Origin of the sequence: Streptomyces sp. NPDC046465, from assembly GCF_040646035.1 — a bacterium.
Taxonomy (GTDB): Bacteria; Actinomycetota; Actinomycetes; order Streptomycetales; family Streptomycetaceae; genus Streptomyces.
The window spans coordinates 133,970-155,455 of record NZ_JBEYZK010000013.1 but is presented as its reverse complement, the minus strand read 5'-3'; the positions used below and the strand labels follow the sequence as shown (position 1 = coordinate 155,455).

Here is a 21,486-nt window from a genome sequence, read left to right as displayed (position 1 = left end):
GTTGCCCCCTGCGGCGCTGTGGAAGGTTCTGATTCTTTCGTGTGAACCGAGCCGCGGAACCGGCCCGCGTTCGTGCGTCCGGTTCCACATCTCGTTCCGCGATGCCGACACAGCCTATGCGTAAGGACGACACCGGTCACCGGGCCTCCGGTTCCATGACCACCAGCCACCGGACGGTCACCGTGCGGCGAAACCCGACGGAAAGCCAGGCGTGTCGCAGTGCCCCAGCTTCCGCACCACCCGCCCCATTTGGCAGGCTGTCCCCGCGACGCGGGGGCGTGGCACACGCGGTGACGGCCGCGAGCAGGGGGAGGGAAGAGCGCAATGCAGACGGCACAGAGCGGCATGCCCGGCCACACGCTGTCCACGACGGCGGCCACCATGGGCGACGACGGCACCGCCCGTACGCACGACCACGGCACCGCCCATACGCACGATCACGGCACCGCCCGTCCACACGACCACGGTCCGGCCACCATCCCGACCGCCGGGGATCCGCGCGCGAGCGGCGACCCACGCACGGGCGACCCGCGCTCAGGGGACCCACGCTCCGGTGACCCACGCGTCGGCTGGAGCGCCACCGCCGCCCACGCGCCCATCCTCCGCCAGCGCCGCGACGGCATCCTGCCGACCGTCGCCGCGGCCCTCTCCGTACGCGGCCAGACCACGCTCACCTGTACCGCGGGGCGCGGCGAGGAACCCCCCGCGCTCCACCCGCTCGTCCAGGACTTCCTCGACGCCCTCACCAGCGGCCAGCGCGAACGCTTCACCGGCCGCTGCGCCGAGGTCATCCTCATCTCCCGCCACCTCACGGCGGCCGACAGGGGCCGCTCCAAGCGCGCCGCCCGCAAACCCATGACCAACGGCGAGGCCCGCAAGGCCCTCAAGCACGCCAAACTCACCACTCGCCGCATCCGCGAGGACGGCGACCCCCTGCACGGCGGCTTCGCCCAGCCCTGCCGGTCCTGCACCGCCCTCACGGCCCACTTCGGCGTACGGATCGTCGACCCGGCGACCGACGCCTGAGAGCCCGTGCTCATCACCCGGCCACCCGCCGGACCGGCGCCCCACCGTCCATCCCGCCGTCCAACCCACCCTCCATCCGACCGTCCCCACGACCGCCCGAACGACCGAACGAGGGCCACCCGATGCACCCCGAACACCCCGCCCCCACCGCCGCACCGGCCACCGGCGGCAGCACCCGCTTCCCCGTCCCCGTCGACGCCGCCCTGCGCGCCGCGGGCTGGCGCCCCGGCCACTGGGACATAAAGCAGGCAGAGATCTGGGCCGACGCCCTGCGCCGCCACACCTCCCCCGCCGGGCACCGGCACACCGTCTTCCCCGCGGCCGTCGAAGCGTGGGCCGAGTTCGGCGGCCTGCACATCACCCCGCAGGGGCCCGGCCGCCAGATAGCGCCCGCCACACTGCACCTCGACCCCATGTACGGCCTGCACCTCGCCCGCACCCTCAGCGACCTGGGCCGCGCGCTCGGCACCGAGGTCTGCCCCATCGGCGAGGAGCCCGACAACCAGGCCCTGCTCGCCATCGACACCGAGGGCCGCGTCTACAGCCTCGACCACAGCGGCGACTGGTTCCTCGGCGCCCACATCGACCAGGCCCTCGCCACCCTCGTCACGGGCGCCCAGCCGACCCGCCTCTCGGCGAGCACGGCAACGTAACTCCTACGAGGACCTGCTACCTGCTACCTGCTACCCCATCGCGACGGCCGCCGCCGGAAGCACCGCCGACACCCGGAAACCCCCGCCGTCCGTCGGCCCCGACACGAAGACCCCGCCGAGGGCCATGACCCGCTCCTTCATCCCCACGAGGCCGTTGCCGCCGCTGGGCAGGCGCGCGTCCGCCGTACCGCCGCCCGCTTCCGGCGGCGGCTCGTTCTCCACCTGCATGGCGATCTCCGCCCCGCGGTACGCGAGCCGCACATACGTCTTCGCGCCCGCCGCGTGCTTGTGCACGTTCGTCAGCGCCTCCTGCACCACGCGGTAGGCGGTCTGCTCCACCTCCGCCGAACAGTCACGCGGCTCCCCCTGCACCGACAGGTCCACCGCCATGCCCGCCGTACGGGACTGCCCCACCAACTCGTCGAGCTCCGCCAGGCACGGACCGTCCTCGTCCACCGCACGCGACGCCGCGGCGGCCGCCGCGAACCCCACGGCGGCCAGCGGCAACGGTTCGGCGGGCTTCTCCTTCTTCGCCCCGTCGCCCGCCCGCAGCACCCCGAGCATCTCCCGCAGCTCGGTGAGCGCCTGGCGGCCCATGTCCCCCACCAGCGCGGCGTTCCTGACCGCCTTCTCCGGGTCCTTCCGCGCCACCGCCTGCAGCGCCGCCGCGTGCACCACCATCAGGCTCACCCGGTGCGCCACCACGTCGTGCATCTCGCGGGCGATCCGCGTGCGCTCCTCGTTCCGCGCCCACTCCGCCCGCTCCTCGGCGCGCTCGGCAAGCAGCTGAAGCTCTCGCTCCAGGCTGTCCGCACGCTCCCGCATCCCCTCCACGAGGCGGCGCCGCGCCCCCACGTACAACCCGAGGAGCACGGGCGGCGCGGTCACGCCGACCGCGGCGGTGACCGCGAAGAACGGGATGAACTCGCTGCCGATCGACGGGCTGCCCTCCGCCACGTCCTGGTTGGCCCGCACCAGCGCGACGATCAGCGTGCCCGCCATCGACATCCCGGCAAGCGCCCCGGTGATGCGGCGCGGCAGCTCGGAGGCGGCCAGGGAGTACAGGCCCACGACCGTGAGCAGCACGCCCATCTGCGCGGGTGTGATCGCGATCGATATCAGGACGACGGCGACCGGCCAGCGCCGCCGGATCAGCAGTGCGGCGCCCGCGAACACGCCGAAGCCGACGCCCACCGGGGTGGGCAGCCCGGAGTCGCGCGCGAAGGCCACGCCCTCCGCCCCGCACTCCGCCGCGGACAGCGCGGCGAGCCCCACATCCAGCACGGCACCGCGCCACCGTTCCCACCACCACGGCCCGGTCATGGCCGTGGTGCGGTCGTCCCCCGTCGTGGTCATGCCTTCCAGCGTACGGGCGCACCGCCCCGCTTTTCCGGCGAGTTTCCGGCTCGGCGACCGCCCCCACGCCCTGTTCGACCGGAAGCGAAACCCGCCGGTATCCCTCGAACTGTTGAACCACGTGGAATTCCGCCCCGGAACCCCGTATTCCGGACGAGGGTCGCCCCATGACGGAGATCACGCCCGAGCGGGGCGTCGTGGGCAAGTACGGGGACTTCGAAGGGCTGCGGGAGAGGGCGGTCGCTCTACGACGGGAGGGGCTGAGCCTGCGGCAGATCGCCGATGAACTCGGCGTGCGCAACAAGGAGACCCTGAGCCGGCTGGTCCAGGGTGAGCCTCCGGCCGTATGGACCCGACGCCCCCGGGCCAAGGACGACCTACGGGACCGGGCTCGCGAGTTGCGCAGCAAGGGCCGGACGTACAACGAGATCCAGGCCGAGCTGGGCTGCTCGAAGAGCTCCATCTCCCTGTGGGTGCGAGATCTGCCGTCGCCTGCACCACGCCGCACCCCTGCGGAACAGCGGATACGGATGAACGCCGGGCTCGCGCGACTCCGGGCCGCTCAGGACCGCGAACGTCAGGCGACCAAGCGATCGGCGGCCGTCGCGGTCGGCAAGCTCTCCGATCGCGAGCTGTTCCTGGTCGGAGTCGGTCTCTACTGGTCCGAAGGCACCAAGGACAAGCCCTACCGCCGCACTGAGGTGCTTCAGTTCATCAACAGCGACGCGACCATGATCCAGCTCTACCTGCGCTGGCTGGCGCTGCTCGGGGTCGGGGCCGACCGACTGACCTTGCGCGTCAGCATCCATGAGTCCGCGGATGTGGCAGCCGCAGAGCGCCACTGGGCCCAAGTGGTGGGTGTCGACGCGTCCGCCTTCAGCAAGCCGACCCTCAAGAAACACAACCCCCGCACCACGCGCAAGAACACGGCGGACACGTACCACGGGTGCCTCGTGATCTACGTGAAGCAAAGCGCCGATCTCTACCGTCGCGTCGAAGGCGCTTGGTACGGCATAGTGTTGGGTGCTGATTCGGCGACCTGACTGAATGTCCGGTTTAGCCGATTCATTCCCCCGTGGTGTAATTGGCAGCACTGTGGCTTTTGGTGCCATCTGTCCGGGTTCAAGTCCTGGCGGGGGAGCAAGTCGTTCCGGGTCCTGACCTCCAAGGTCGGGACCCGCCCTCATTTCCGCTCTTCTACGCCCCGGTATCCTGCGGATGTCCACCCCAACAGGCACCCCCAGCCATCCGAAGCCGAAGGGCACCCCCGTGAGCGCAACCCTTCCCCAAGCAGTCGGCTCCGCTCCTGCAGGGGAGATTCCTCTGGCAGCCGTCGTCGTCCTCGCAGCGGGTGAGGGCACCCGTATGAAGTCGGACATCCCCAAGGTTCTGCACGAGATCTGTGGACGTTCCCTCATCGGGCACGTGCTCCACGCCGCCTCCGCGCTCTCGCCCGAGCAGCTCGTGACCGTCGTCGGTTTCCAGAGCGAGCAGGTGCGCGAGCACCTCACCGCCATCGCCCCGCAGGTCCGCACCGCCTACCAGGCCGAGCAGAACGGCACGGGCCACGCCGTGCGCATCGGCCTGGAAGAGCTCGGCGGCCCCATCGACGGCACGGTGGTCGTCGTCTGCGGCGACACCCCGCTGCTGACCGGCGCCACGCTGCGGCAGCTCGCCGCCACCCACGAGGGCGACGGGAACGCCGTGACCGTGCTGACCGCCGAAGTGCCGGACGCGACCGGCTACGGCCGCATCGTGCGCGACGGCGCCGGCGGCTCCGTCACCGCGATCGTCGAGCACAAGGACGCCACCGAGTCGCAGCGCGCGATCCGCGAGATCAACTCGGGAGTCTTCGCCTTCGACGGCCGGCTCCTCGCGGAGGCCCTCGGCAAGGTGCGCACGGACAACAGCCAGGGCGAGGAGTACCTCACCGACGTCCTGGGGATCCTGCGCGAGGCCGGGCACCGCGTCGGCGCCGCCGTGGCCGGGGACCACGAGGAGATCGCGGGCATCAACAACCGCGTCCAACTGGCGCAGGCCCGGCGGACGTTCAACGACCGCCTGCTCACCGAGGCGATGCTGGCCGGGGTCACCGTCATCGACCCCGCCTCCACCTGGATCGACGCGACCGTCACGTTCGAGCGGGACGCGACCGTCCAGCCGGGCACGCAGCTGCAGGGCGCCACGCACCTGGCCAAGGGCGCCGACGTCGGCCCCAACACCCGCCTGAAGGACACCACGGTGGGCGCGGGGGCCCGGGTCGACAACACCGTCGCCGACAGCGCGGAGATCGGGGAGCGGGCGATCGTCGGCCCGTACACGTATCTGCGCCCCGGCACCCGGCTCGGAGTGAAGTCCAAGGCGGGCGCGTACGTGGAGATGAAGAACGCGTCGCTCGGCGAGGGCTCCAAGGTCCCGCACCTGTCGTACGTGGGCGACGCGACGATCGGCGAGCACTCCAACATCGGTGCCGCGAGCGTCTTCGTGAACTACGACGGCGAGGCGAAGCACCACACGACGGTGGGCTCCCACTGCCGCACGGGTTCGGACAACATGTTTGTGGCTCCTGTCACGGTCGGGGACGGCGCGTACACCGCCGCCGGGTCCGTGATCACGAAGGATGTGCCGGCCGGTTCACTGGCCGTCGCCCGGGGCCAGCAGCGGAATATCGAGGGCTGGGTGGCCCGAAAGCGTCCGGGGAGCGCGGCCGCGAAGGCGGCGGAGGCGGCGTCCCGGGAGCCGGGCAGCGAAAGCTGACCGGAAACAGGTGCGCCTGACACGGCGTACCGTGATAGTGCACATTCGGCCGACTCGACGCACCGGGACGCGTGAGTACGGCAGCGGGAAGAACTCTCTGAGGAGACAGTGCTGTGACCGGGATCAAGACGACCGGCGAGAAGAAGTTGATGCTCTTCTCCGGCCGCGCCCACCCCGAGTTGGCCGAGGAGGTCGCACACAAGCTGGGTGTCGGCATCGTGCCGACGAAGGCCTTCGATTTCGCCAACGGTGAGATCTACGTCCGCTACCAGGAGTCGGCGCGTGGCGCCGACTGCTTCCTGATCCAGAGCCACACCGCTCCGATCAACAAGTGGATCATGGAGCAGCTCATCATGATCGACGCGTTGAAGCGCGCGTCGGCCCGCTCCATCACCGTCATCGTGCCGTTCTACGGTTACGCGCGGCAGGACAAGAAGCACCGCGGGCGTGAACCGATCTCGGCGCGTCTGATCGCGGACCTGATGGCGACCGCGGGTGCCGACCGCATCCTCACCGTCGATCTGCACACGGACCAGATCCAGGGCTTCTTCGACGGCCCGGTCGACCACCTCTTCGCGCTGCCGATCCTCGCGGACTACGTGGGCGCGAAGGTCGACCGCTCGAAGCTGACCGTCGTGTCGCCGGACGCCGGCCGCGTCCGCGTCGCCGACCGCTGGTGCGACCGCCTCGGCGCCCCGCTGGCGATCGTCCACAAGCGCCGCGACAAGGACGTCGCCAACCAGGTCACCGTGCACGAGGTGGTCGGTGAGGTGAAGGGCCGCGTCTGCGTCCTGGTCGACGACATGATCGACACGGGTGGCACGATCTGCGCCGCCGCCGACGCGCTGTTCGCGCACGGTGCCGAGGACGTCATCGTGACGGCCACGCACGGTGTGCTCTCGGGTCCGGCCGCGGACCGCCTGAAGAACTCGAAGGTCAGCGAGTTCGTGTTCACGGACACGCTGCCGACGCCGGGCGAGCTGGAGCTCGACAAGATCACGGTGCTCTCGATCGCGCCGACGATCGCGAACGCGGTGCGTGAGGTCTTCGAGGACGGCTCGGTGACGAGCCTCTTCGAAGAGCAGTGACCGGACACTGACCTGACACGGTCCGGACGCACGATCTGAAGATCGATTTCTGGAGCGGCCTCCCCGCCGGGTAGACTCAGCGAGTTGCTCGGCGAGGGAGGCCGCACTTTTTTCTGTGCGGCGGTCCGTTATCGACGCGCTCTTCGTAGCAGGCCAGTCGTGTATGGCCGGGTAACCCCATCCGACACCTGTTGTACGAGGAGTGCACATGCCTGAGGTCAAGCTTTCCGCCGAGACCCGCACCGAGTTCGGCAAGGGCGCCGCCCGCCGCATCCGCCGCGAGGACAAGGTCCCCGGCGTTCTCTACGGCCACGGTGCCGAGCCGGTCCACGTGACGCTGCCGGGCCACGACCTGCTGATGGCGCTGCGCACGCCGAACGTCCTGATCTCCCTGGACGTCGACGGCAAGACCCAGCTGGCCATCCCGAAGGCCGTCCAGCGTGACGCCCTCCGCATCGGCATCCTGAAGCACGTCGACCTGCTCCTCGTCCGCAGCGGCGAGAAGGTCACGGTCGAGATCCCGGTCCACACCGAGGGCGAGCTGGCCCCGGGCAGCAACCTGCTCGAGCACGTGCTCAACACCCTGCCGGTCGAGGCCGAGGCCACGCACATCCCGACCGAGGTCACCGTCTCCATCGCGGGCCTGGACGCCGGCGCGTCCATCCTCGCCAAGGACATCCCGCTGCCCACCGGCTCCACGCTGGCCATCGACGAGGACGCGGTCGTCATCCAGGTCCTGGCCGCGCAGGCCGAGGAGGCCCCGGCCGAGGGTGCCGCCGACGACGCGGCCGCCGAGGCCTGAGCCTCACCGCACCACACGCGTACCGCGACAGCCGTCGCTCCCTGACGGGGGCGGCGGCTGCCGCGTGCGCACCGGACATGGGCGTATGAAGGAGACATGCACGTGACGACGGACGCCAGCGCTCCCTGGCTGATCGCGGGCCTCGGCAACCCGGGCCCCGACTACGCCATGAACCGGCACAACGTGGGGTTCATGGTGGCCGACCTGCTTGCCCACCGCATGGGCAGCACGTTCAAGCGGGCCGGGAAGGCGCAGGCCCAGGTGGTCGAGGGCCGTATCGGTCCCCCCGGGCCCGCGAGCCGTCGGGTGATCCTCGTGAAGCCCATGTCGTACATGAACGTGTCGGGCGGCCCGGTGACGGCACTGCGGGACTTCTACAAGGTCCCGACCGAGCACATCGTGGCGGTCCACGACGAGCTGGACATCGACTACGGCACGCTGCGCCTGAAGCTGGGCGGCGGCGACAACGGCCACAACGGCCTGAAGTCGATGACGAAGGCGATGGGCCCGGACTACCACCGCGTCCGCTTCGGCATCGGCCGCCCGCCGGGCCGGATGCAGGTCGCGGACTTCGTCCTGAAGGACTTCTCCTCGACGGAACGCAAGGAACTCGACTACTTCGTCGACCGAGCGGCCGACGCGGTGGAAGCCTTGCTCACAGAGGGCCTGGACCGAGCCCAGACGACGTACAACTCCTGAGAACGCAAGAGCTCCCATCGGGGCCGCGGGGAACGGCGCAATCCTTTAGGGGCGCGGGGAACTGCGCAATCTTTCAGGGCCGCGGGGAACGGCGCATCTTCAGGGGCGCGGGGAACTGCGCAATCTTTTCAGGGGCGCGGGGAACGGCGCAATCCTTTAGGGGCGCGGGGAACGGCGCGACCAGCCACGACGCACCCGCACCCGAACCCGCACCCACGCCCGACAGGGCCCCGCATCACCGAAGCGATACGGGACCCTGCCGTGCCTACGGCAGAAGAAACCTCAGCCCGTATTACGAAGCCCCGCCGCAACCCCGTTAACGGTAAGCAGCAACGCCCGCCCCAGCAACGGATCCGCCTCCGCCCCCGCCGCCGCCTCATCCCGCTGCCGCTTGAGCAGCGCGACCTGAAGGTAGGAGATCGGGTCCAGATAGGCGTCGCGGATCGCGAAGGTCTGCTGCAGCGCCGGGTGCGAGCCCAGCAGCTCGTCCCCGCCGGTGATGCGCAGCACCTCGCGGACGGTCAGCTCGTGCTCTTCCTCGATCGTGGCGAAGACGTGCTTGAGCTCGTCCGGCACGAGGGTGTCCACGTAGTGGCGGGCGATCCGCAGATCCGTCTTCGCGAGGGTCATCTCGACGTTCGAGATGAAGTTCCGGAAGAAGTGCCAGTGCTCGTGCATCTCGTCGAGCACGGTGTCAAGGCCCGCCTCGCGCAGCGCCTTGAGGCCGGAGCCGACGCCGAACCAGCCGGGCACGATCTGCCGGGACTGGGTCCAGCCGAAGACCCACGGGATGGCGCGCAGGCCGTCGAGCGAGACGCCGGAGCCGGGGCGGCGGGAGGGCCGCGAGCCCAGGTGCAGGTCGGCGAGCTGGTCCACCGGCGTCGAGGCGAGGAAGTACGTCGGCAGGTCCGGGTCCTCGACGAGCTTGCGGTACGAGGAGTGCGCGGCGTCCGAGACGACGTCCATCGCGGCGTCCCAGCGGGCGAGGGCCTCGTCGGACTGGCGGGGAGCCGTGTGCAGGGCGGAGGCCTGCAGGGTGGCCGCGACCGTCAGCTCCAGGTTCTCCCTGGCCAGTGACGGCACGAGGTACTTGTCGGAGATGACCTCGCCCTGCTCGGTCACCTTGATCTCGCCCTCCAGGGTGCCCCAGGGCTGGGCGAGGATCGCGTCGTGCGAGGGGCCGCCGCCGCGGCCGACGGTGCCGCCGCGGCCGTGGAAGAGCCGGAGCCGGACCCCGTAGCGGTGCGCGACGTCGCGCAGCCTGCGCTGCGCCCGGTGGATCTCCCACTGCGAGGTGGTGATGCCGCCGAACTTGGAGGAGTCCGAGTAGCCGAGCATGACTTCCTGGACGTCTCCGCGCAGGGCCACCAGGCGCCGGTACGACGGGTCGGCGAGCATCTCGTCGAGGATGACGTCGGCGGCGCGCAGCTCGTCGGTGGTTTCCAGGAGCGGCACGATGCCGATCTTGGCCCAGCCGGCGTGCAGGTCGATGAGGCCGGCCTCGCGGGCGAGGACGGCGGCGGCGAAGACGTCGTCGGCGCCCTGGCACATCGAGATGATGTACGACTCGATGACCTCGGGCCCGAAGACTTCGAGGGCCTTCTTGACGGTGAGGAAGACGCCGAGGGTCTTCTCGCCCGCGGCGTCCACGGGCGCCGGGGAGGGGCCGAGCGGGCGCCGCGAGCGCAGCTCCTTGGCGAGGAGCTTCTGGCGGTACTCGCGGGGCATGTCCGCGTACCGCCAGGACTCCTCGCCGAGGCGGTCGAAGAGCTGGCCGAGCGCGTGGTGGTGGGCGTCGGCGTGCTCGCGTACGTCCATGGTGGCCAGCTGGAGGCCGAAGGCGGCGAGCGTGCGGATGGTGCGGTTCATCCGGCCGTCGGCGAAGAGGGCGCCCTTGTGCTCGCGCAGCGAGGTCTGGATGAGCGTGAGGTCGTGCAGGAGCTCGGCGGTGCCGAGGTAGTCGCGGCCTTCCTCGTGCGCGATGCCCTTGGCCAGGCGCTGCTTGGTGTTCTCCAGCTTCTGCCGGATGCAGGTGGCCTTGAGGCGGTAGGGCTCCTCGGCGTTGAGGCGCTTGTAGCGGGGGCTGATCTCGGGCAGCCGCTCCAGGTCGCACTGGAGGGAGGCGCGCAGTTCCTCGGTGGCTCCGGTGTAGCGGATGGAGTTGGAGAGGAAGCCGCGCAGCTCGTCGATCATGTCGACGGCGTCGTTGATGCCGTGCTCGTGCTGGAGGATGAGGACGTCCCAGGTGACCTGCGGGGTCACGTTGGGGTTGCCGTCGCGGTCGCCGCCGATCCAGGTGCCGAAGCTGAGGGGGCGGGTGCCTTCGGGCAGCTCGACGCCGACGCGTTCCAGTTCGGCGGTGAGGTCTTCCAGTACGTCCCCGACGGCGCCCGCGTGCAGCTCGTCGAGGTAGTAGATGGCGTTGCGGGCCTCGTCGGCGGGTTCGGGGCGCACCACGCGGAGCTCGTCGGTCTGCCAGACGAGGTCGATGTTCTCGGCCAGTCGGGTGTCGTGGCGGCGCCGGTCGGACTCGATGACCGGGGTCTCCAGGAGCTCGGCGACGCGGCGGAGCTTGTTGAGCACGGAGCGGCGGGCGGCCTCGGTGGGGTGCGCGGTGAAGACGGGGCGCACGTTGAGGTGCTGCACGGTCTGGCGCAGGTGCTCGGGGTCGGCGTCCTTGAGGCGGTCCGCGGTGCGGGCGAGCAGTCCGCCCTCCGCCGCGCGCCGGGCGCGCAGCTCGCGGCCGCGGTGGACCTGCTCGGTGACGTTCGCGAGATGGAAGTACGTGGAGAAGGCGCGGACCAGCTTGGCCGCGGTCTCCAGTTCCGTGCCGCCGAGGAGCTTGGCGGCGGCCTCGCCGTCCTCGCGCGTCAGACTGCGGACCTTTTCGACCAGTTCGAGGAGTTCGGGCCCCTCCTGGCGTACGAGGGTCTCGCCGAGCAGGTCGCCGAGGCGGCGGATGTCGGCGCGCAGCTCGGTGCTGGCGTTGCTGTTGGCCTGCTGGCCCTGGTCGTCGGCACTGCTCACAGGTGCGGCTCCTTGCAGTGTTGAAGCACGTCAAGTCTGGGAGGGGTCCCCGGTGGGGATATGGGTAACCGGGGGGAGATACAGAGCGGACCGCGCTGTCCGACCGTGTCCAAGGATAGGCATCACCTCGGGCGCGGAGCTCTCGGCCTCTTGCCGCGGAGCTCCGCACTGCCATACTTACGTCGCCGTAGGTTACGGAACCGTAGGAAACGCGGCCTGGCAGCCGCTGCAGGAACCGTGCCCGTGCACTGATCCCACCTCAACCCTCGACCCCACAGGGGACGTGCCCATGACGACAAGCTCCGATGCGTACTCCGACACCGATGTGATCGACGACGCTTCGCGGACGACCGGTGACCCCGGCGCCCCGCTGCCCCCCGCGACACTGGGCGGCGAGCAGAAGCGCTCACTCGAACAGCTCACCCTTCTCCTCTTCATCGTCGTTCCCTTCATCGCCGTGCTGGGGGCCGTGCCCCTGGCCTGGGGGTGGGGGGTGAGTTGGTTGGATCTCGGCCTGCTCGTCTTCATGTACTTCCTGGGGTGCCACGGCATCACCATCGGCTTCCACCGCTACTTCACGCACGGCTCCTTCAAGGCGAAGCGGCCGCTGCGGATCGCGCTCGCGGTGGCGGGGTCGATGGCGGTCGAGGGGCCGGTGGTCCGCTGGGTGGCCGACCACCGCAAGCACCACAAGTTCTCCGACGCGGAGGGCGACCCGCACTCCCCGTGGCGGTTCGGCGAGACGGTCCCGGCCCTGATGAAGGGGTTGTGGTGGGCACACATCGGATGGATGTTCGATGAGGAGCGCACGTCACAGGAGAAGTACGCACCGGACCTGATCAAGGACCCGGCGCTCGTCACGATCTCGCGGCACTTCTTGCTCTGGACGATCGTGTCGCTGGGTATCCCGCCGCTGGTGGGCGGCCTGGTGACGATGTCGTGGTGGGGCGCGTTCACGGCCTTCTTCTGGGGTTCGCTGGTCCGCGTCGCGCTGCTGCACCACGTCACGTGGTCGATCAACTCGATCTGTCACGCGGTGGGCAAACGTCCCTTCAAGTCCCGTGACCGCTCGGGCAACGTGTGGTGGCTCGCGGTGCTGTCCTGCGGCGAGTCCTGGCACAACCTCCACCACGCCGACCCGACGTCGGCGCGGCACGGCGTGATGAAGGGCCAGATCGACTCCTCCGCGCGGATCATCCGCTGGTGCGAGCAGCTGGGCTGGGCGTCCGACGTGCGATGGCCCTCACAGTCGCGCATCGACGCGCGCCGCAAGCCCGAGGGTGCGGCCGACGCCCCCCGCGAGGCACACGTGTCAGACGCGGCATGATTGACGACGTGGCGACCGACTCCAGCAATTCCAGCCCCTCCAGCAAAGAGAAGCAGCCCCGGCGGGCCCGGCGGACCCGGATGACGGGTGCCGAGCGCCGGGAGCAGCTGCTGGACATCGGCCGCACGCTCTTCGCCGCCAAGGGCTTCGAGGGCACGTCGGTGGAGGAGATCGCGGCGAAGGCCGGGGTCTCCAAGCCGGTCGTGTACGAGCACTTCGGCGGCAAGGAGGGGCTGTACGCGGTGGTCGTGGACCGCGAGATGCGGGCGCTCCTCGACATGGTGACGGGGGCGCTGACAGCGGGCCATCCGCGCGAGCTCCTCGAACAGGCCGCCTTCGCCCTGCTCGACTACATCGACACGTACACGGACGGCTTCCGCATCCTGGTCCGCGATTCGCCGGTAGCCCAGTCCACCGGCACCTTCGCGTCCCTGATCTCCGACATCGCGACGCAGGTCGAGGACATCCTGGGCCAGGAGTTCAAGGGGCGCGGCTTCGACCAGAAGCTGGCGCCGCTGTACGCGCAGGCCCTTGTCGGCATGGTCGCGCTGACGGGCCAGTGGTGGCTGGACGTCCGCAAGCCGAAGAAGGCGGAGGTGGCGGCCCACCTGGTCAACTTGGCCTGGCACGGCCTGGACGGCCTGGAACCGAAGCCGCGCCTGATAGGCCACCGCAAGAACTGAGGCCCTGACCCTCGCCTCACACCTTGCGGGCGACCGCGAACACCCTGCGGAACGGGAAGACCGTGCCGTGGGCCGTGCCCGGATAGGCCTCCCGGAGCAGTGCCCGGTACTCGGCGAGGAACGCCTCCGTGGCCTCGGGGTCGTCCGCCAGAGCCGTCAGTACCGGGCGCAGCCCCGTGCCCTTCACCCAGTCGAGGACCGGGTCCTCGCCCGGCAGGAGGTGCTGGTAGGTCGTCTCCCAGGCGTCGACCTCGCAGCCGAGCTCCGCGAGCCGTGCCAGGTACTCCCCCGGCGTCAGGACCGCGTCCGCGTGGCGCAGGCGGTCGCCGAGCCGCTCCCGCCACCGCTCGGCCCCGGCGAGCTCCCGCATCAGTACGTGGCTGGGGGCGTCGAAGTTGCCGGGCACCTGGAAGGCGAACGTACCGCCGGGAGTGAGGGCGTCGGTCCAGGCGGGGAACGAGTCGGGGTGGTCCGGCACCCACTGGAGGGTCGCGTTGGACAGGATCAGGTCGTACGTCGCGGGGGCCGGGGTCCAGTCCGTGGCGTCGGCCGGGGCGAAGTCGAGGCGGCCGCCGCCCGCCGTGGGGCCTGCCAGCTGGGCCGCCCTCGCCAGCATCTCCGGGGAGCTGTCGAAGCCGGTGATGTGCGCGGTGGGCCAGCGTTCGGCGAGGAGCCGGGTGGCGTTGCCGGGGCCGCAGCCGAGGTCGGCGATGCGGGGCGGGCGGTCGGCGGCGGGGAGTCCGGGCACCCGGGCGAGCAGGTCGACGAAGGGGCGCGAGCGGTGGTCCGCGTGGCGGAGGTACTGGTGGGGGTCCCAGGTGGCGGCTGCTGCGGGCATGGAGGGCCTCCTCGAAATGGCGTGCCGTACACGTTCCCGGAGCCATCTTCACCACCATATATCTTGACGTCAAGAGACTTCATGTCGACAGACCCCCTACACTGATCGTCATGGAGGACGAGGTCGATCGGCTGGTCGCAGCGTGGCGCCGGGAGCGCCCTGACCTCGACGTGGAACCACTCGAGGTGCTCAGCCGCGTGAGCAGGCTCGCGCGGCACCTGGACCGCGCCCGCAGACTCGCCTTCTCCGAGCACAGCCTGGAGCCCTGGGAGTTCGACGTCCTGACGTCGCTGCGGCGTGCGGGCGCGCCCTATCAGCTCTCGCCCGGCCAGCTCCTGACCCAGACGCTCGTGACGTCCGGCACGATGACGAACCGCATCGACCGCCTGGCGAAGAAGGGCCTCGTCGAGCGGCTGCCCGATCCGAGCGACCGGCGCGGCGTCCTCGTACGCCTCACCGCCGAGGGCCGGGACCGCGCGGACCAGGCCCTCGCCGGGCTGCTCGAACAGGAGCGGGCGATCCTCGCGGAGCTCTCCCGTGCCCAGCGCGGTGAACTGGCCGCGCTGCTACGCCAGTTGACCGCCCCGTTCGACAACATCCCCGGCTAGGTCGGCCGGTCCCACGCCCGCGCGCCGGGCCAGCGCCACCGCGGCGAGCGTGGAGTGCACGCCCAGCTTCCCCAGCACGTTCTGCATGTGGGTGCGCACCGTGTGCGGGGAGAGGAAGAGGCGCTCGGCGACGGCCTTGCGGCCCAGGCCCGCGACCATGCAACGCAGCACCTCGCGCTCGCGCGGGGTCAGCGACTCCACCAGGCGCTCGGACTCGGTGCGGTGCTTGCGGGCGGCGGTCAGCTCGCGCAGCACGCCGGTGAGCAGGGCGGGCGGCAGATGCGTCTCGTCGCGCAGGACGCCCCGTATGACCGTGAGCAGCCGGGACAGCGAGCAGTCCTTGGCGACCCAGCCCGAGGCGCCCGCCTGGAGGGCGAGGGCCGCGCGGCGCGGGTCGTCCTTCTCGGCGAGCACCACGGTGCGCACGGCGGGCTGGCCCGAGCGGACGCCCGCCACCAGGGAGATGCCGTCGACGAGACCGTCGGCGTTGCCCTCCTGGACGGGTACGGCCGGGCGGAAGCCCTGCAGGGCGCTCGCCGTGCTGCCGAGGTCGGCGTCGACGAGCAGCACGTCGTACCTGCGCCCTTCGGTGACCGCCCGCTCCAGACAGCGCAGCGCGGCGGGACCGCTGCCGGCCGCGGACACGTCGACGTCGGGCTCGGCCGCGAGTGCGGCGGCCAGCGACTCGGCGAAGATGCGATGGTCGTCGACGACCAGGACTCGAATGCGAACCACAGAAACCCCCTTCCCCACGCTCCTGCCAAGGAGCAGGGGATACCCCATCATCGGAGAACGGTTGGTGCGGGTACAGCGCCCGGAGCGGGAGACGACGCGGTCGCGCGGCCGCCGCCGCACTGTGAACGCCACCCCCACGCCGGGTGCCGTACCCGACTGTCTCGCCCCCTGATCAGTACCGGCCCCCACCGGCACTGCCCTTCAGAGTAGGGCCGGACGGCGGGAGCGGAAGGCGATTTGCAGAACTGATTGGCCAGCGCGTTTATGGTGAGCCGTATGTTTCGTATGGAGACGGGAGTCGACAAGGAGCGGCTCGCTCTGCTTCATTCGCGGCTGAGCGAGGCGAACACGGCGGCATCACCGGAGCTCCGCGCCCTGCGCGGCACCCGCGAGGACCAGGAAGTCCCGCTGGCCCTGTGGGCGTTGGACGAGGGGGGCGGCCTCGCGGCGGGCCTCGCCGCGTACACCTGGGCCCGCTGGCTGCACGTCGACCACCTCTGGGTCGACGGCCGGTACCGCGGCGCGGGTCTCGGCTCCCGTCTCCTCGCCGAGGCGGAGCGCATGGCCCGCGAGGACCGCGGCTGCCTCAACTCCCGCGTGGAGACCTGGGACTTCCAGGCCCCGGGCTTCTACCGCAATCAGGGGTACGAGCTGGTGAGCGTGATCCCCGACTACCCCGAGGGCGTCAAGGAGTTCACGCTCACCAAGCGGCTGGGCTGAGCGCCCGGCCGCCGAGCGGGATTCACGCCTCCCTGCGCGCCCCCGCCGACGCCACCGCGGTGAACACCCGCGGCGCCGTGCGGCCGGCCGCGTCGAAGGCGTCCAGGACCGACTTCGTCACCGTGTCCGCGTCCGCCGCCTCCACCAGGACGAGGGCCGAGCCGCCGAAGCCGCCGCCGGTCATCCGTGCGCCGAGGGCGCCCGCCGCGTTCGCGGAGGTCACCACCAGGTCCAGTTCGGGGCAGGAGATGCGCAGGTCGTCGCGGAGCGAGGCGTGGCCCTCGGTCAGGACGGGGCCGATCCCGCGGACGTCACCGGCGCCCAGGAGGCCGATGACCCGCTCGACGCGGTGGTCGTCCGACACGACGTGCCGTACGTACCGGCGGGTCCTGTCGTCCGGCAGCTTCGCGAGCGCGGCCGGGAGCCGGTCGTAGGCCACGTCCCGCAGGTGCGAGACGCCCAGGACGCGCGCGCCCTCCTCGCATCCTGCCCGCCGCTCCGCGTACGCCCCGTCGCCCAGCTCGTGCTTGACCCGGGTGTCGACGACGAGCAGCCGCAGGCCGTGGGCGGCGAGGTCGAAGGGGACCTGCCGTATCGCCAGGTCACGGCAGTCCAGGTGCAGGGCGTGGCCGTCCGTGGCGCACGCGGAGGCCATCTGGTCCATCACGCCGCACGGCACGCCGACGAAGGCGTTCTCGGCACGCTGGGCGAGGACGGCCAACTCGGGCCTGGTGAGGCCGAGTTGATACAGGTCGTTCATGGCGAGCGCCGTGACGACCTCAAGGGCGGCGGACGAGGACAGGCCCGCGCCGGTCGGCACGGTCGAGGCGAGGTGGACGTCGGCGCCGCCGGAGACCGCGTGGCCCGCGTCCCGCAGCGCCCACACCACGCCCGCCGGATAGGCGGCCCAGCCGCCCTGCCCGTAACGGGAGAGGGGTCGCAGTTCGTCGACGCGCAGTTCGGCGACGGGGGCGTCGATGTCCGCGGAGTGCAGCCGCAGGACGCCGTCGGTGCGGCGCGCCACCGCCGCCACGGCGGTGTGCGGCAGCGCGAGCGGCAGTACGAAGCCCTCGTTGAAGTCCGTGTACTCGCCGATGAGGTTGACCCGGCCCGGGGCCGACCAGACTCCGTCCGCCGCGTACCCGTACAGCTCGGCGAACTTCCCCGCTACGTCCATCAGTTACCCCTTAGCCCCTGTTGAGCCGGTCAAGGACAGGCTCTTGACGCTGTGCGAACGCCCACGCGTCGGCGACGATGTCCGCGAGGTCCGCGCGGGACGGCTGCCAGCCGAGCTTCTCGCGCGCGGTGGCGGCGGACGCGACGAGGACCGCCGGGTCGCCGCCGCGGCGCGGGGCCATGACCTCGGGGATCGGGTGCCCGGTGACCTTGCGGACGGTCTCGATGACCTCGCGCACGGAGAAGCCGTTGCCGTTGCCGAGGTTGCAGATGAGGTGTTCGCCGGAGGTGGCGGCCTCGACGGCGAGGAGGTGGGCCTCGGCGAGGTCGGCGACGTGGATGTAGTCGCGGACGCAGGTGCCGTCGGGGGTCGGGTAGTCGTCGCCGAAGACGTTGATCGCCTCGCGGCGGCCCTGGGCGACCTGGAGGACGAGCGGGATGAGGTGCGACTCGGGGTCGTGGCGCTCGCCGCAGTCGCCGTACGCGCCCGCCACGTTGAAGTAGCGCAGCGAGACGGCGGCCAGGCCGTGCGCGGCGGCCTCCCCGGTGATCATGTGGTCGACGGCGAGCTTGGAGGCGCCGTACGGGGAGGTGGGGGCGGTCGGGTCGGACTCCGTGATGGGGGTGTTCACGGGCTCGCCGTACGTCGCGGCGGTGGAGGAGAAGACCAGCTTGCGCACGTCGGCGTCGCGCATCGCGGCGAGCAGCGCCATGGTGCCGCCGACGTTGTTGTCCCAGTACTTCTCGGGCTTCACGACGGACTCGCCGACCTGCGAGAAGGCGGCGAAGTGCAGGACGGCGTCGCAGGAGGAGTCCAGCCACTTGGCGCCACTCTTCTGATCGAACACAGTCCGGATGTCGCCCTCGACGAACGCGGCACCGGCGGGGACGCCTTCGCGGAAGCCGGTCGAGAGGTTGTCGAGGACGGTCACCTCGTGCCCGGCCTCGAGCAGATGCTGGGCCACCACACTTCCGACGTAGCCCGCGCCACCGGTGACCAGGTACTTACCGCTCATGAACTCGCTACCTCTCGCAGTCGCTCGGCCGCGGCTTCCGGCGGCACGTCGTTGATGAACACGCTCATGCCGGATTCGGAACCCGCGAGGAACTTCAGCTTGCCCGAAGTGCGGCGAATCGTGAAAAGTTCGAGATGCAGGGCGAAGTCGTCACGGTTGATCCCGGCATGTCCCGCCGACGTCCCGAACGGCGCCTGGTGCCAGGCGGCGATGTAGGGGGTGGGGGCCTCCCCCGCGCCGAAGATGCGGTCGAAGCGCCGCAGGAGTTCCAGATAGAGCTGTGGGAACTCGGTGCGCGCCGCCTCGTCGAGCGCGAGCAGATCGGGCACCCGGCGCTTGGGGTAGAGGTGCACCTCGTAGGGCCAGTGCGCGGCGTACGGCACGAAGGCGACCCAGTGCTCGCCCTCCAGGACGACCCGCTCGCCCGCGCTCTCCTCGGCGACGATGTCGTCGAAGAGGTTCCGGCCCGTCGACTCCTTGAACGCGGCGAGCGAGCGGAGCATCAGGTCCGTGCGCGGGGTGACGAAGGGGTACGCGTAGATCTGCCCGTGCGGGTGGCCGAGGGTCACGCCGATCTCCGCGCCGCGGTTCTCGAAACAGAACACCTGCTCCACCGAGTCCAGCTGGGAGAGCTCGGCGGTGCGGTCGGTCCAGGCCTCCAGGACGAGCCCGGCCTGCTCGGGCGTGAGGTCCGCGAAGGACGCGTCGTGGTCGGAGGTGAAGCAGACGACCTCGCAGCGGCCCGCGTCGCCCGCGAGCGAGGGGAAGCGGTTCTCGAAGACCACGACGTCGTACGAGGAGTCGGGGATCTCGCTGAGCCGCCCCTCGGCGGGGACGGAGGGGCAGAGCGGGCACTCGTCGGCCGGCGGGTGGTAGGTGCGGCCCTGGCGGTGCGAGGCGATGGCCACGGAGTCGCCCAGGAGGCGGTCACGGCGGATCTCCGACGTGGTCGAGACGGGCCCGAGCGGGCGCCGGTCGACGGCGTCGCGCACGACGTCGTCGCGCTCGTCGTAGTAGATGAGCTCACGACCGTCGGCGAGACGGGTCGAGGTCTTCTTCACGTCCGGGGCTCCTCACCACCCACCCAACAGAACCGAACATAACAAACCACAAGCCAACAGCTCCGTCAATGCCCGCGCGCGCGCCTCGCCGGAGCGCCGCGGTCCCGCAGTCCGCTCGATCACAATCAAACAAAGAACACCAACAGAACTGTTCAGTTATTGAAGCAAGGGGCGTAGGTTCCGGTCTGATCCGTTCGCGCAACGAAGCGAGTTCACATGCAGTCCCCGACACAAACCCTGGCCGAGGGGCTTCGGCTGCCCACCAACGGCCTCGACTACGCGATCCTGGCGATCTACTTCGCCGTGGTCCTCGGCATCGGCTTCGCCGCCCGGCGCTCCGTGAAGACCAGCCTCGACTTCTTCCTGTCGGGCCGCTCCCTGCCCGCCTGGGTCACCGGTCTCGCCTTCGTCGCCGCGAACCTGGGTGCCACCGAGATCCTCGGCATGGCGGCCACCGGCGCGCAGTACGGCGTCGCGGTCGTCCACTGGTACTGGATCGGTGCCATCCCTGCCATGGTCTTCCTGGGCCTGGTCATGATGCCCTTCTACTACCGCAGCAAGGTCCGCTCCGTCCCCGAGTTCCTGCTCCAGCGCTTCGACAAGTCGGCGCACCTGCTCAGCTCGGCGCTCTTCGCGTTCGCGGCGATCCTCATCGCGGGCGTGAACCTCTACGCCCTGTCGATCGTCGTCGAGGCGCTGCTCGGCTGGCCGCAGTGGGTGGCGATCGTCGTCGCGGGCGCGTTCGTGCTCGCGTACATCACCATCGGCGGCCTCTCCTCGGCGATCTACAACGAGGTCCTGCAGTTCTTCGTGATCCTCGCCGCGCTGATCCCCATCTGCGTCATCGGCCTGAAGAAGGTCGGCGGCTGGGACGGCCTGTCCGGCTCGATCGAGAAGCAGCACGGCGACAACTTCATGACCGCCTGGGGCGGTACGGGCATCGGTGACGCCAACCCGCTCGGCGCCAACTGGCTGACGATCATCCTCGGCCTGGGCTTCGTGCTCTCCTTCGGCTACTGGACGACGAACTTCGCCGAGGTGCAGCGCGCGCTCTCCGCGAAGAACCTGAGCGCCGCCCAGCGCACCCCGCTGATCGCCGCCTTCCCGAAGATCTTCATCGTCTTCGCGGTGATGATCCCGGGCCTGGTCGCCGCCGTCCTCGTGCCCAAGATCGGCACGCCCGGATCCGACCTGACGTACAACGACGCGATTCCCTACCTGATGCAGGAGTTGCTGCCCAACGGCGTCCTCGGCATCGCGGTCACCGGCCTCCTCGCCGCGTTCATGGCGGGCATGGCGGCGAACGTCTCGTCCTTCAACACCGTGTTCACGTACGACATCTGGGCGAAGTACGTGAAGAAGGACGAGGAGGATGGCTACTACCTGAAGTTCGGCCGCCTCATCACCGCGCTCGGTGTGCTCGCCTCGATCGGGACGGCCTTCATCGCCTCGTCGTTCTCGAACATCATGAGCTACCTGCAGACGCTGTTCTCCTTCTTCAACGTCCCGATGTTCGTCGTCTTCATCATCGGCATGTTCTGGAAGCGGGCCTCGATGAAGTCCGGCGTCTGGGGCCTGCTCGCGGGCACCACCGCCGCGATGGTCAACTACTTCTGGATCTACAAACAGGGCATCATCGACATCCCGTCCGACCAGGGCGCCAACTTCGTCTCCGCGATGGTCGGTTTCGCCGCCGGAGCCGTCGTGATGGTCGTCGTCACCCTGTTCACCGCGCCCAAGCCGGAGGCCGAACTGGCCGGTCTGGTCTACGGGACGGTCTCGCCGGAGCTGGCGGACGACGGCGTCGAGGAGGGTGACGACGCGTGGTACCGCAAGCCGGCGCTGCTCGGCTGGGGCGCCGTCGTACTCGCCGCGGCCTGCTACGTGCCGTACTCGTTCTAGCCCCGATCGGAG

General features: G+C 70.4%; 19 protein-coding genes and 1 tRNA gene. 13 read left to right on the top strand and 7 right to left on the bottom strand.

The annotated features are described in order from the left end of the window. Positions 1 to 477: 477 nt before the first annotated feature. Entirely contained in the window at positions 478 to 1,026 is a 549-nt protein-coding gene (locus ABZ953_RS21675) for a YwqJ-related putative deaminase (protein WP_361726508.1), read from the top strand. A 122-nt stretch (positions 1,027 to 1,148) separates the two neighbouring features. Further along, positions 1,149 to 1,679, top strand: coding sequence for an SUKH-3 domain-containing protein (locus ABZ953_RS21670; RefSeq protein ID WP_361726307.1), 531 nt, complete (start codon positions 1,149 to 1,151; stop codon positions 1,677 to 1,679). 30 nt (positions 1,680 to 1,709) lie between these two features. On the opposite strand, the gene ABZ953_RS21665 is transcribed toward ABZ953_RS21670, so the two are convergent. Next, the gene (locus ABZ953_RS21665; RefSeq protein WP_361726304.1) at positions 1,710 to 3,035 is read right to left on the bottom strand and encodes a sensor histidine kinase; all 1,326 of its coding nucleotides are present in this window, start codon (positions 3,033 to 3,035) and stop codon (positions 1,710 to 1,712) included. Positions 3,036 to 3,202: 167 nt separating this feature from the next. Between ABZ953_RS21665 and ABZ953_RS21660 the strand changes: the two genes are divergently transcribed. The 6 genes from ABZ953_RS21660 to pth all read left to right on the top strand — a co-directional run bounded on the left by ABZ953_RS21660 (position 3,203) and on the right by pth (position 8,381). After that, positions 3,203 to 4,078 (top strand): hypothetical protein, encoded by an 876-nt coding sequence (locus ABZ953_RS21660; protein WP_361726301.1) that lies wholly within the window; start codon positions 3,203 to 3,205, stop codon positions 4,076 to 4,078. 26 nt (positions 4,079 to 4,104) lie between these two features. Further along, a tRNA-Gln gene (locus ABZ953_RS21655) sits at positions 4,105 to 4,176 on the top strand. Positions 4,177 to 4,352: 176 nt separating this feature from the next. Next, complete coding sequence (glmU, locus tag ABZ953_RS21650) at positions 4,353 to 5,792, top strand: bifunctional UDP-N-acetylglucosamine diphosphorylase/glucosamine-1-phosphate N-acetyltransferase GlmU (RefSeq protein ID WP_361726506.1); 1,440 nt, start codon at positions 4,353 to 4,355, stop codon at positions 5,790 to 5,792. 113 nt (positions 5,793 to 5,905) lie between these two features. Further along, positions 5,906 to 6,880, top strand: a complete 975-nt coding sequence (locus ABZ953_RS21645; RefSeq protein WP_358776299.1) for a ribose-phosphate diphosphokinase — start codon at positions 5,906 to 5,908, stop codon at positions 6,878 to 6,880. A gap of 208 nt (positions 6,881 to 7,088) precedes the next feature. Further along, positions 7,089 to 7,682 carry a 50S ribosomal protein L25/general stress protein Ctc gene (locus tag ABZ953_RS21640; protein ID WP_361726298.1) on the top strand — a complete coding sequence of 198 codons (594 nt, stop codon included), beginning with the start codon at positions 7,089 to 7,091 and terminating at the stop codon, positions 7,680 to 7,682. Positions 7,683 to 7,778: 96 nt separating this feature from the next. Then, positions 7,779 to 8,381 (top strand): aminoacyl-tRNA hydrolase, encoded by a 603-nt coding sequence (gene pth / locus ABZ953_RS21635; protein WP_361726295.1) that lies wholly within the window; start codon positions 7,779 to 7,781, stop codon positions 8,379 to 8,381. A 282-nt stretch (positions 8,382 to 8,663) separates the two neighbouring features. On the opposite strand, the gene ppc is transcribed toward pth, so the two are convergent. Continuing rightward, positions 8,664 to 11,408 (bottom strand): phosphoenolpyruvate carboxylase, encoded by a 2,745-nt coding sequence (gene ppc / locus ABZ953_RS21630; protein ID WP_361726292.1) that lies wholly within the window; start codon positions 11,406 to 11,408, stop codon positions 8,664 to 8,666. Positions 11,409 to 11,697: 289 nt separating this feature from the next. On the opposite strand from ppc, the gene ABZ953_RS21625 reads away from it, so the two are divergent. Continuing rightward, positions 11,698 to 12,735: a fatty acid desaturase gene (locus tag ABZ953_RS21625; protein WP_361726289.1), complete on the top strand. Its 1,038-nt coding sequence runs from the start codon at positions 11,698 to 11,700 to the stop codon at positions 12,733 to 12,735. Beyond that, positions 12,732 to 13,418 (top strand): TetR/AcrR family transcriptional regulator, encoded by a 687-nt coding sequence (locus ABZ953_RS21620; RefSeq protein WP_361726286.1) that lies wholly within the window; start codon positions 12,732 to 12,734, stop codon positions 13,416 to 13,418. The genes ABZ953_RS21625 and ABZ953_RS21620 overlap by 4 nt, the downstream gene beginning before the upstream one ends. A 16-nt stretch (positions 13,419 to 13,434) precedes the next feature. Here ABZ953_RS21620 and ABZ953_RS21615 read toward each other — a convergent pair whose 3' ends face one another. After that, the gene (locus ABZ953_RS21615) at positions 13,435 to 14,256 is read right to left on the bottom strand and encodes a trans-aconitate 2-methyltransferase (RefSeq protein ID WP_361726283.1); all 822 of its coding nucleotides are present in this window, start codon (positions 14,254 to 14,256) and stop codon (positions 13,435 to 13,437) included. A 110-nt stretch (positions 14,257 to 14,366) separates the two neighbouring features. On the opposite strand from ABZ953_RS21615, the gene tamR reads away from it, so the two are divergent. Continuing rightward, complete coding sequence (tamR, locus tag ABZ953_RS21610; RefSeq protein ID WP_062781554.1) at positions 14,367 to 14,864, top strand: MarR family transcriptional regulator TamR; 498 nt, start codon at positions 14,367 to 14,369, stop codon at positions 14,862 to 14,864. Here tamR and ABZ953_RS21605 read toward each other — a convergent pair. Then, positions 14,823 to 15,599, bottom strand: a complete 777-nt coding sequence (locus ABZ953_RS21605; RefSeq protein WP_361726279.1) for a response regulator transcription factor — start codon at positions 15,597 to 15,599, stop codon at positions 14,823 to 14,825. The two genes, tamR and ABZ953_RS21605, sit on opposite strands and share 42 nt — an antisense overlap. A gap of 264 nt (positions 15,600 to 15,863) precedes the next feature. Here ABZ953_RS21605 and ABZ953_RS21600 point away from each other — a divergent pair, with 264 nt between their 5' ends. After that, complete coding sequence (locus tag ABZ953_RS21600; protein ID WP_361726276.1) at positions 15,864 to 16,319, top strand: GNAT family N-acetyltransferase; 456 nt, start codon at positions 15,864 to 15,866, stop codon at positions 16,317 to 16,319. A gap of 22 nt (positions 16,320 to 16,341) precedes the next feature. On the opposite strand, the gene galK is transcribed toward ABZ953_RS21600, so the two are convergent. Genes galK through galT form a run of 3 tightly spaced genes read right to left on the bottom strand, consistent with a single transcriptional unit; the run spans position 16,342 to position 19,572 of the window. After that, entirely contained in the window at positions 16,342 to 17,496 is a 1,155-nt protein-coding gene (gene galK, locus ABZ953_RS21595; protein WP_361726273.1) for a galactokinase, read from the bottom strand. Between the two features lie 10 nt (positions 17,497 to 17,506). Next, positions 17,507 to 18,511, bottom strand: coding sequence for a UDP-glucose 4-epimerase GalE (gene galE / locus ABZ953_RS21590; protein ID WP_361726270.1), 1,005 nt, complete (start codon positions 18,509 to 18,511; stop codon positions 17,507 to 17,509). Next, complete coding sequence (gene galT, locus ABZ953_RS21585; RefSeq protein WP_361726267.1) at positions 18,508 to 19,572, bottom strand: galactose-1-phosphate uridylyltransferase; 1,065 nt, start codon at positions 19,570 to 19,572, stop codon at positions 18,508 to 18,510. Before galT ends, galE begins: the two co-directional genes overlap by 4 nt. A gap of 216 nt (positions 19,573 to 19,788) precedes the next feature. On the opposite strand from galT, the gene ABZ953_RS21580 reads away from it, so the two are divergent. Continuing rightward, positions 19,789 to 21,474, top strand: a complete 1,686-nt coding sequence (locus ABZ953_RS21580) for a sodium:solute symporter family protein (RefSeq protein ID WP_361726264.1) — start codon at positions 19,789 to 19,791, stop codon at positions 21,472 to 21,474. The last annotated feature ends 12 nt before the right edge of the window (positions 21,475 to 21,486 follow it).

Coding starts and splice junctions, on each gene's coding strand:
- ABZ953_RS21670 (WP_361726307.1), top strand. CDS start 1,149: ATGCACCCCGAACACCCCGCCCCCACCGCCGCACCGGCCACCGGCGGC.
- ABZ953_RS21620 (WP_361726286.1), top strand. CDS start 12,732: ATGATTGACGACGTGGCGACCGACTCCAGCAATTCCAGCCCCTCCAGC.
- galE (WP_361726270.1), bottom strand. CDS start 18,511: ATGAGCGGTAAGTACCTGGTCACCGGTGGCGCGGGCTACGTCGGAAGT.
- ABZ953_RS21600 (WP_361726276.1), top strand. CDS start 15,864: ATGGTGAGCCGTATGTTTCGTATGGAGACGGGAGTCGACAAGGAGCGG.
- pth (WP_361726295.1), top strand. CDS start 7,779: ATGCACGTGACGACGGACGCCAGCGCTCCCTGGCTGATCGCGGGCCTC.
- galK (WP_361726273.1), bottom strand. CDS start 17,496: ATGGACGTAGCGGGGAAGTTCGCCGAGCTGTACGGGTACGCGGCGGAC.
- ABZ953_RS21660 (WP_361726301.1), top strand. CDS start 3,203: ATGACGGAGATCACGCCCGAGCGGGGCGTCGTGGGCAAGTACGGGGAC.
- ABZ953_RS21625 (WP_361726289.1), top strand. CDS start 11,698: ATGACGACAAGCTCCGATGCGTACTCCGACACCGATGTGATCGACGAC.
- ABZ953_RS21640 (WP_361726298.1), top strand. CDS start 7,089: ATGCCTGAGGTCAAGCTTTCCGCCGAGACCCGCACCGAGTTCGGCAAG.
- ABZ953_RS21615 (WP_361726283.1), bottom strand. CDS start 14,256: ATGCCCGCAGCAGCCGCCACCTGGGACCCCCACCAGTACCTCCGCCAC.
- tamR (WP_062781554.1), top strand. CDS start 14,367: ATGGAGGACGAGGTCGATCGGCTGGTCGCAGCGTGGCGCCGGGAGCGC.
- ABZ953_RS21580 (WP_361726264.1), top strand. CDS start 19,789: ATGCAGTCCCCGACACAAACCCTGGCCGAGGGGCTTCGGCTGCCCACC.
- ABZ953_RS21665 (WP_361726304.1), bottom strand. CDS start 3,035: ATGACCACGACGGGGGACGACCGCACCACGGCCATGACCGGGCCGTGG.